The organism is Nonomuraea sp. NPDC003201 (assembly GCF_053590415.1).
Map to the genome: position 1 here is coordinate 1 of NZ_JBSFTC010000372.1, position 9,423 is coordinate 9,423.

At 73.0% G+C, this 9,423-nt stretch carries 8 protein-coding genes; 5 read left to right on the top strand and 3 right to left on the bottom strand.

Annotated features, from left to right (window positions below; genetic code table 11):
• The 3 genes from ACWDX9_RS54415 to ACWDX9_RS54425 form a co-directional block, all read right to left on the bottom strand.
• On the bottom strand, positions 1-899 hold an 899-nt coding region (locus ACWDX9_RS54415; RefSeq protein WP_449970242.1), incomplete at its 3' end, for an ABC transporter transmembrane domain-containing protein.
• A complete protein-coding gene (locus ACWDX9_RS54420) occupies positions 896-2,698 on the bottom strand; it encodes an ABC transporter ATP-binding protein (protein WP_449970245.1) in 1,803 nt (600 codons plus the stop codon). The genes ACWDX9_RS54415 and ACWDX9_RS54420, both read right to left, overlap by 4 nt.
• Before the next feature lie 81 nt (positions 2,699-2,779).
• Positions 2,780-3,679: a MurR/RpiR family transcriptional regulator gene (locus ACWDX9_RS54425; protein ID WP_449970247.1), complete on the bottom strand. Its 900-nt coding sequence runs from the start codon at positions 3,677-3,679 to the stop codon at positions 2,780-2,782.
• Positions 3,680-3,792: 113 nt separating this feature from the next.
• On the opposite strand from ACWDX9_RS54425, the gene ACWDX9_RS54430 reads away from it, so the two are divergent.
• From ACWDX9_RS54430 to ACWDX9_RS54450, 5 genes are all read left to right on the top strand, one after another.
• A complete protein-coding gene (locus tag ACWDX9_RS54430) occupies positions 3,793-5,178 on the top strand; it encodes an MFS transporter (RefSeq protein WP_449970249.1) in 1,386 nt (461 codons plus the stop codon).
• On the top strand, positions 5,175-5,618 hold the full coding sequence (locus ACWDX9_RS54435) for a GAF domain-containing protein (protein WP_449970251.1): 444 nt from the start codon (positions 5,175-5,177) through the stop codon (positions 5,616-5,618). Before ACWDX9_RS54430 ends, ACWDX9_RS54435 begins: the two co-directional genes overlap by 4 nt.
• Positions 5,615-6,826, top strand: a complete 1,212-nt coding sequence (locus ACWDX9_RS54440; protein ID WP_449970254.1) for an amidohydrolase family protein — start codon at positions 5,615-5,617, stop codon at positions 6,824-6,826. The genes ACWDX9_RS54435 and ACWDX9_RS54440 overlap by 4 nt, the downstream gene beginning before the upstream one ends.
• 42 nt (positions 6,827-6,868) lie before the next feature.
• Positions 6,869-7,666 carry an alpha/beta hydrolase gene (locus ACWDX9_RS54445; RefSeq protein ID WP_449970257.1) on the top strand — a complete coding sequence of 266 codons (798 nt, stop codon included), beginning with the start codon at positions 6,869-6,871 and terminating at the stop codon, positions 7,664-7,666.
• A 67-nt stretch (positions 7,667-7,733) separates the two neighbouring features.
• Positions 7,734-9,266 carry a carboxylesterase/lipase family protein gene (locus ACWDX9_RS54450; protein WP_449970260.1) on the top strand — a complete coding sequence of 511 codons (1,533 nt, stop codon included), beginning with the start codon at positions 7,734-7,736 and terminating at the stop codon, positions 9,264-9,266.
• The last annotated feature ends 157 nt before the right edge of the window (positions 9,267-9,423 follow it).

A 9,423-nucleotide genomic window follows, 5' to 3' on the forward strand; every position in this document is an offset into this window, starting at 1 on the left:
CCGCGCGCCATGCGCAGCTCGCCGCCCACGTCGGCGGCGGCGAGCAGCGGTTCGGTGAACCGTACGGCCAGGACCAGCACCCCGACCAGCTCCGGCACGTCCACCGCGCCGCCGAGCGCCAGCGAGCAGCCCACCAGCAGGATCGCGGTGAAGGCGAGCTGCACGGTCAGCGCGACCGTTCCGAGGCCGGGCAGCGTGGTCCGCAGCAGGCCCCGCAGCGCCGACCGCTGCCGCACCAGCGCGTCGTCGAGCAGGTCGTAACCGTCCGCCGTGCGCCCGAACGCCCGCAGGGACGCCTGCTGCCGGGCGAACTCCACCACGCGGTCGGCCCCCTCGGCCCCCGCGTCGTCCATCGCGGTGTCGCTGCGCTGCACCAGGGTCTGCGTCCAGCGGAACGCCAGCCACAGGAACGGCGCCGTGACCAGGGCCGCCAGCCCCAGCCGCCAGTCGAACACGAACATGCACACCAGCACGGTCGCCGGCGCGGTCACCGAGGTCACCACGACCTGGAGCAGGTGGGCGGGCACGCTCATCACGTCCATGACGCCCTTGCCCGCGAGCTGCCCGAGCCGGCCCACCCGGTCGGCGCTGAACCAGCCGACCGGCAGCCCGGCCACGTGGTCGCCCATCCGGTGGTAGAGCGTGCGCAGGGCGGCCAGGCCGACCGCGTAGCCGTACTGGGACTGCTGGTAGGAGGCGACGGCGGTGGCGGCGACCACGGCGGCGAAGGCCGCGAGCCACGGTCCGGCCGCCTCGCCGGACAGCAGCGCGCGCAGCACCGGCACGAGCATCGCGAACGACGCGCCCTGCAGCACGCCGTACACGATCATCGCGAGCAGGCTGCGGCGCAGGCGCGCCCCGTGCTCGGGGCCGAGTACGGCGCCCAGTTCTCCGATCATGCCCGGGTCCAATCCCGATCGTCGTCGCGTACGTGGGCCGCCCACAGCCGGGTGTAGAGCCCGCCGGCCGCGCGGAGCTCGTCATGGGTGCCGCGCTCGACGATCCGGCCGCCGTCGAGCACCGCGATCTGGTCGGCGCCGGTGATCGTGCCCAGCCGGTGGGCGATGACCAGCAGCGTGCGCCCGGCCACCAGCGTGGACAGCGCGTCCTGGATGGCCGACTCCGACTCCGGGTCGGCGAACGCGGTGGCCTCGTCCAGCACCAGGATCGGCGCGTCGGCCAGGAGCGCGCGGGCGATGGACACGCGCTGCGCCTCGCCGCCCGACAGGTGGGCGTCCTCCCCGATCACCGAGTCGTAGCCGCGCGGCAGCTCCGTGATCCGGTCGTGGATCTGGGCCGCGCGGGCCATCCGCTCGACCTCCTCGCGCCCCGCATCGGGGCGGCCGAGCGCGATGTTGTCCGCGACGGACGCGCGCAGGAGCTGCACGTCCTGCAGGACGAAACCGACGTGGTGGTACAGCTCGGCGGAGCCGATGTCGCGCACGTCCACGCCGCCCACCGTCACCTGGCCCGAGCCGGGGTCGTAGAAGCGGGGCAGCAGCTTGGCCAGCGTGGACTTGCCCGAGCCGGACGGCCCGACCAGCGCGGTCACGGTGCCGGGCACCAGTGTCAGGTCCACCCCGCGCAGCACCGGCGTGCTCCCGTCGTACGAGAACGACACGTCGCGGAACTCCACCCGGCGGCCCTGCGGGCGGGTCGGCTCGGCGGGCTCGGGCAGCGGCGGCGTCGCCAGCAGCGCGGCCACCCGCCCGGCCGACTCGGCCGCGCGCCGCAGCCGCATCGAGCCCATGTCCAGGGTGAGGAACGGCGCCGTCAGCGCCACCCCGACCAGCACGAACGGCAGCACGTCCACCGGCGCCAGCCAGCCGTTCGCGGCGAACACGACGCCTCCCGCGGTGGCCACGAGCAGCATGGTCGGGGGTGAGATGAGCGCGTTCGAGACGCCGCTGAGCCTGAGCATCGGCCGCACCCAGGCCCCGAAGAACTCGGCGAAGTCGTCGGCGGCCTCGGCGAAGCGCCGGTAGGAGCGTCTGGCCTGCCCGAACGTCTTGATCACCGCGATCCCCTGCACGAACTCGACCACGGCGGCGCTGATCCTGGTGTTCGCCTCGCTCCAGCGCCGCATCTGCTCGTCGTAGCCGCGCATCATGACCGCGAACGCGACGGCGAACAGCGGCACCGGGATGAGCACGACGAGCGTGAGCCGCCAGTCGACGTACAGCAGGTAGGCGAGCGCGGCCAGCGGGGCCACCACGGCGGCGAGCAGGTCGAGCAGGGCATGCGCGACAAGATGGTGCATCTCGCGCACGTCGTCCTGCAGGACCTTCTTGACCTGGCCCGAGTTGCGCTCGCCGAACCAGCCCAGCGGCACCCGCGACAGGTGCGCGGCCATCCGGCGGCGCAGGTGGAGCTGCAGGTCGGCGTCCGCGAAGTGGGTGATCGCCCCGGCCAGGCCGAACGACGTGAACCTGACCAGCAGCCCGGCCACCGCGATCCCGGCGATCAGCCAGACCCGGCCGGCCTCGGGGGCCGGGCTCAGCAGCACCCGGGCCAGCTCGGCCACGCACACGAACGGCACGAGCGCCGAGACGGCGTACACCACCTGGAGCACGGCCGCGGCGACCAGCCTCGGGCGGATGGGGGCGAGCAGCGCCAGTAACGCGGCGCGGTCGGGAGCGGGGCCGCCGTCCTCGGGCGGGGACGCCACGGGGGCCGCCGGTTCGGCGGTGATCGTCATGTGTGAGCCTCCGCGCTTCGAGGGTTTCCGCCTGGAACCGATTTTGTTACAGGCATTCTCGAATAGGCAAGGCTCACATAACTAAGGCCTCGGCGGACTGGGGGGTGTAGGGGTGGCCGGGCGGCGGTGCAGCAGGCCGAAGCGCGTCCACATGGCCTCCGCCGCCTCGATCGAGGCGCCGGTGCGGGCCGGGTCCACGGCGGCGAGCTGGGTGACCAGGGCCTGGGCGACCGCCATGCCCGCCGTCAGCGACGGGAAGAACGCCTCCCCCTCCGCCGGCACCATGACCACCTCCTCGGCCGCCTCGGCCAGCGCGGGACTGGCCGCGTCCGTGAGGGCGAACACCCGCACCCCGCGCGAGCGGGCCACATTCGCGGCCAGGACCGTGCTCTCGTACAGGCGCCAGAAGCTGATCGCCACCAGCACGTCCCCGGCGCCGAGCGCGGCCACCGCGTTGGCCAGCTCCGCGTCGCCGTTGGTCACGGCCGTGACGGGATAGCCCGCCAGGCGGGCGTTGTGGGCCAGGGCCAGCCCGACGGCCGCGTAGCTGCCGTCGGCGACGATCACGGTACGGCCCGCCGCGGCCATGGCCTCGGCGATCGTGAGCAGGACCCGCTCGTCGACGCGGCGGTTCAGCAGCGCGAGGCTGTCCAGGTCACGCCGGAGCGAGCGGGAGCTCGGCGAGCCCGTGCCACGGTGCTCGGCGGCCACCTGGCCGGCGCTCAGCGAGGACAGGTAGCGCGCCCGCAGCTCCTGCTGGAGCGCCGGCCACCCGGCGAACCCGAGCGCCTGCGCCGTACGCGTCACGGTCGCCACGTTCACCCCCGCGACCTGCGCCAGCTCGGCCGCGGACTCGAACGACGCCCGCCGCGGCTGGGAGAGCAGGATCTCCAGCACCGCGGCCGCCTTGCCGCGCAGCCCGCGCGGGGGCACCCGGGTGCGCAACCACTCCTCGAAGCCGTCCGCGGCCTGCTCTGTCACCGTGTCACTCTCCACTGCCATTCTGCAAAGACCATTGCATTTCGGATATTTCGCACTATATGTTGCTGCGCAATCAACCTGAAGGGGCCATGACCTCGGGAAGGTGTTGTTCAATGACCCTGTTGGCCCGTCTGGACCGGCTCCCACTGAGCCGCCCTCACTACCTGCTCCTCCTCATCGGCGGCCTCGGCTACACCTTCGACGGCATGGACTCGGCCGTCGTGGCATTCTTGCTCCCCAGCGCGCAGGACGCCTGGGGCCTGTCCAACGGCCAGCTCGGCCTCATCGGGTCCGCGACGCCGTTCGGGTTCCTGTTCGGCGCGACCGTCGCGGGCCTGCTCGGCGACCGTATCGGCCGCAAGAAGGTCATGATGTACGCGCTCGCCTTCTACGCCGCCTTCTCCGTGGTCGCCGCGTTCGCCCCGAACTACGAGGTCTTCCTGGGCTCCCGGGTGCTGGCCGGGGCCGGCGCGGGCGCGGAGAGCGCGATCATCGCGCCGTTCCTGTCGGAGTTCGTGCCGGCGAAGCGGCGCGGATGGTTCATCGGCGCGCTGGCCGGGTTCTTCTCGTTCGGGTTCGTGATGGCGGCCCTGATCGGCCGCTTCGTGGTGCCGACGATGGACGACGGCTGGCGGATCGCGCAGGTGATCACCGCGCTGCCGATCGTCATGCTGCTGTGGTGGCGCCGCTCGCTGCCCGAGTCGCCGCGCTTCCTGCTGCAGAACGGCCGCGTGGACGAGGCCGAGGCGGTGGTCGCCGACCTCGAACGCCGCGTCGAGCGGGCCACCGGACAGCCGCTCCCGCCGGTGCCCGAGCCGGCCGCCCAGCCGGCCACCACCAACGCCACCAAGACGGCCGGGGTCAACCTGATCAGCGCGCTCCGGTTCCTGTGGAGCCCGGTCATGGCCAGGCGGACGGCTGTGACGTGGCTGATCTGGTTCGTGATCACGTTCTCGTACTACGGGTTCTTCTCGTGGATCCCCACCCTGCTCGTGCAGCGCGGCATCACGGTGACCAAGAGCTTCGAGTTCTCGATCATCATCTACCTGGCGCAGGTCCCCGGCTACTTCTCCGCGGCCTGGCTGTCGGAGCGGCTCGACCGCAAGAACACCATCGCGATCTACCTGTCCGGCTCGGCGGTCAGCGCGTTCTGGCTGTCGCAGATGGACACGCCCGTCACGATCACGCTCGCGGGCGCGGTGCTGTCGTTCTTCCTGAACGGCACGTACGCGGGCGTCTACTCGTACACGCCCGAGGTCTTCCCCACCTGGATCCGCGCCACCGGAACGGGCCTGTCGAGCGCGTTCGGGCGGGTCGGCAGCATCCTGGCCCCGACGATCATCGGGCTGTCGGCGGCGAGCCTCGGCTTCGGCGGCGTGTTCGGCCTGACGACGGCGGTGCTGGTGGTCGGGGTGGTGTGCGTGGTCGTGTTCGGCCTGGCCACGGCCGGGAGATCACTTGAGGAGCTGACGGAACCCGCCAAGGAGGCGAGCAAATGACCGGATTGAGCGAGCTTGAAGAGAGCGTGCGGCGGGAGGTGGGAGTGCGGCTGTTCACGGTCCTGGCCTGGGTGCCGGAACGGCGGGCGCTGCGCCGCGTCCACACCAGCCATCCCGAGCAGTACCCGGTGGGCGGGGAGAAGACCGTGGAGGTCGCCCAGGGCTGGCTGGCGCGGTGCATCGAAGGCCGGGAGCCGTACTTCGGCAAGGACCGGGCCGCGGTACGGGAGATCTTCGCCGACCACGAGCTGATCGAGAGCCTGGGCTGCGGGACGATCATCAACGTCCCGGTGGTCGACCAGGGGGAGGTGCTCGGCGTGCTGAACATCCTCGACGCCGAGGGAAGCTACGACGAGGAGTCGGTGGCCGTGGCGCGCTCGCTCGCGCCGCTCGCCGTCCCGGCGCTCCGGTCGTCGGCCGCACGCGGAGGTGCGGTATGAGCCTGTTGCTGCGTAACGCTCTGATCCTGGACGTGACGAGCGGCGAGTACGCCGAGGGCGACCTGCGCTGCGCGGACGGCCGGGTCGCCGAGACGGGACCCCGGCTGAGCGCGCCGGACGGCACGCGGGTGATCGACCTCGCCGGTGCGCACGTGGTGCCGGGGCTGATCGACGCGCACGTGCACGTCACCGCCTCCACCGCGAACCTCGGCACGCTCGGCTCCATGTCCCCCTCCTACGTCGCCGCGCACAGCGCCCAGATCATGGGCGGGATGCTCGACCGGGGCTTCACCACGGTGCGCGACGCGTCCGGCGCCGATTTCGGGCTGGCCGACGCGCAGGCGGAGGGGCTGATCAGGGGGCCGCGGCTGCTGTTCTGCGGCAAGGGGCTGAGCCAGACCGGCGGCCACGCCGACTTCCGCGGGCGGGGCGAGCACCAGCAGGACGACCACCCGTGCTGCGCCGGTGTCGGCCGCGTGGCCGACGGGGTCGACGCCGTACGCCTGGCCGCCCGCGACGAGCTGCGCAAGGGCGCGCACCACATCAAGGTCATGGCCTCCGGCGGCGTGGCCTCCCCGACCGACCGCATCGACTCGACCCAGTACTCCATGGACGAGCTGCGCGCGATCGTCGAGGAGGCCGAGGCGGCCAACCGCTACGTCGCCGCGCACGCCTACACCGCCCGGGCCGTCAACCGGGCGCTCGAGGCCGGGGTGCGCTCGATCGAGCACGGGAACCTGATCGACGACACGAGCGTGGAGCTGTTCCGGCGGCACGACGCGTTCCTGGTGCCGACGCTGGTGACGTACTGGGCGCTCAAGGAGGAGGGGCTCACGTTCGGGCTGCCCGAGCGGAGCTGGCGCAAGGTGGACGAGGTGCTCGAGGCCGGGCTGGTCGCGCTGGAGCGGGCCGCGCGGGGCGGGGTGCGGCTGGCGTACGGGACCGACCTGCTCGGCGGCATGCACCGGCACCAGAACCACGAGTTCCGGCTGCGGCGGGAGGTGCAGCAGCCGATCGACGTGCTGCGGGCCGCGACGACCGGGGCGGCGGAGCTGGTCGGGATGGCGGGCGAGGTCGGCACGCTGGCCGTGGGGGCGCACGCGGACCTGCTCGTGCTCGACGGCGATCCGCTGGCCGACATCGGCGTCCTCGCGGATCCCGCCCACTTCAAGCACGTCGTCCAGGCGGGCCGCGTCGTCTCCGGCTGAGCCGGGGCCGCTTCGGGGCGGGCGGCGTTGCATAGTGGCAGGGTGACCACGCTGACGCGCGCCGCTCTCGTGGTGGCCGCGGTGCTGCTCCTGCTGCTCGCCCTGCTGTGGGTGTTCCAGCGGCGGCTGATCTACCTGCCCGGCAGCGCGCCCGTGCCGCCCGCCGCCGAGGTCGTCCCGGGCGCGCGGGACGTCACGTTCACGACCGGCGACGGGCTCCGGCTCACGGCCTGGTACGTCCCCGGCACCCGCGGCGTGACCGTCCTGATCGCGGGCGGGAACGGGGGCAACCGGCGCGACCGCGCCCCCTTGGCCCGCGCGCTGTCGGAGCACGGGTTCGCGGTGCTCCTCATGGACTACCGCGGCTACGGCGGCAACCCCGGCACCCCGACGGAGGAGGGGCTGCGCCAGGATGCCCTGGCCGCCCGCGACCACCTCGGCGACACCCGCGTCATCTACTTCGGCGAGAGCCTGGGCGCGGCCGTGGTCACCCGGCTCGCCCTGGAACGCCCGCCCGACGGCCTGGTGCTGCGTTCGCCGTTCACCGACCTGGCCGCCGCCGGGCAGGCCAACTACCCGTTCCTGCCGGTCAGGCCACTGTTGCGGGACCGCTTCCCGGTCGCGGAGAGCATCAGGCGGGTGCGGGCGCCGGTCGTCGTCGTGTACGGCGCCCGCGACACGATCGTGCCCCCGCGGCTCAGCAGGGCGGTCGCCGAGGCGGCGGGAGAGCGGGCCACGACCGTCGAGGTCGCCGGCGCGGGCCACAACGACCTGGTCATGCTGGCCGGCGACGAGGTCGTGGGCGCCGTGGTCGACCTGGCCGGGCGAACAAATCAGTAGTTCCACACCCCCTCATCGTGTACGTTCAGGAACGGAAGGATTACGTACGGTAACAATAGGGGGCCCAGTGAGACTCGTTCGCGCCGCCGCGGCGGCACTCTCCCTGGTCATGACCACCACTCCCGTCGCCGCCGAGTCGGCCCCGTCCGCGCTGGTGCGCACCGACAAGGGCCTGGTCAAAGGCGAGGTGCGCAAGGACCACCGGGCCTTCCGCGGCATCCCGTACGCCCAGCCGCCCACGGGCCCGCTCCGATGGCGGCCGCCGCAGCCGGCCAAGCCGTGGACGGACGTCCGCGACGCGACGGCCTTCGGCAGCCAGTGCGCGCAGCTCGCCGAGCCCTACGGCGGCAAGACGTCGTACGGCGAGGACTGCCTCTACCTCAACGTCACCGCGCCGCGCAGGGGCCGCGACCGGCCGGTCATGGTGTGGCTGCACGGCGGCGGCAACGCCGGCGGCAACCCCGCCTTCTACGACCTGAACAGGATGGCGACCCGGGGCGGCGTCGTGGTCGTGAGCGTCAACTACCGGCTCGGCGCGCTCGGCTGGCTGGCGCACCCCGCGCTGGAGACGGGCGAGCGCTACCAGAGCGGCAACTACGGGCTGCTCGACCAGCAGGCGGCGCTGCGCTGGGTGCGGCGGAACATCGCGGCGTTCGGCGGCGACCCCCGCAACGTGACGGTCTTCGGGGAGTCCGCCGGAGCCGCCGACATCTGCGCCGGCCTGGCCTCGCCCACCGCCGCCGGGCTGTTCGACAAGGCGATCGTGCAGAGCTTCAGCTGCTCCTCCCCCACGCGCACCGAGGAGCAGGCGGAGGCCGAGGGGGCCAGGTTCGCCGCGGCCGTGGGCTGCGCCGCCGGGGCCGCCGCCTGCCTGCGGGCGCTGCCGGTCAAGACGCTCCTGGAGGCGTTCCGGGGCTACAACCCGTACCCGGTCGCGGGCGGCGACCACGTGCTGCCGCTGCAGCCCCGCGCGGCGATCGAGAGCGGCCGCATCAACCGCGTGCCCGTCATGCACGGCAACACGCTCGACGAGATGCGCCTGTACGCCGGCCTGACCTACCCGAAGCCGATCACGCGGGCGCAATACGAGCAGTTCGTGCGCGCCACGTACGGGGCCAACGCCGGCCAGGTCCTGGCCCGCTATCCCGCCACCGGCCCCGACCTGCGGATCGGGCTGGCCACCATGCTGACCCACGGCACCGGCCCGCTCGCCACCTGCACGCACCAGGACGCCTTCGGCCTGCTCTCCCGGGCCGGGGTCGAGGTCTACGCCTACCAGTTCGCCGACCGCGCCGCGCCGCCGCTGATGGACGTGCCCGGCTTCGAGGAGGGCGCCGAGCACGCGACGGAGCTGGTCTACCTGTTCCCCGGCCTGCTCGGCCGGCTCAACGCCGAGCAGGAGAAGCTGTCCAACGCCATGATCGGCTACTGGACGTCGTTCGCCCGCGACGGCCACCCGAACGCCCCCTGGGTCCCGCGCTGGCCGCGCTTCAGCGGCTCCGGCGACGTGCTCAGCCTGGCGCCGGGGCGCGGCGGCATCCACCTGACCGACACTGCCGGCGCCAGCAATTGCGCCTTCTGGGGCTCTTTGCAGTCATGAGGGCTCATAATGCGGGTTGTCCCTGAAGATCCGCGAGCCCCCGAGGTGAGTCATGAAACCGCTCCGCGTCGTCGTGGCCGCCGTGGGGGCGGGGACGCTTCTGGCCGGCGGCTTCTTGTTACTGCGCGGCGGCGGCGACACCCCGCCGCCGCGTGAT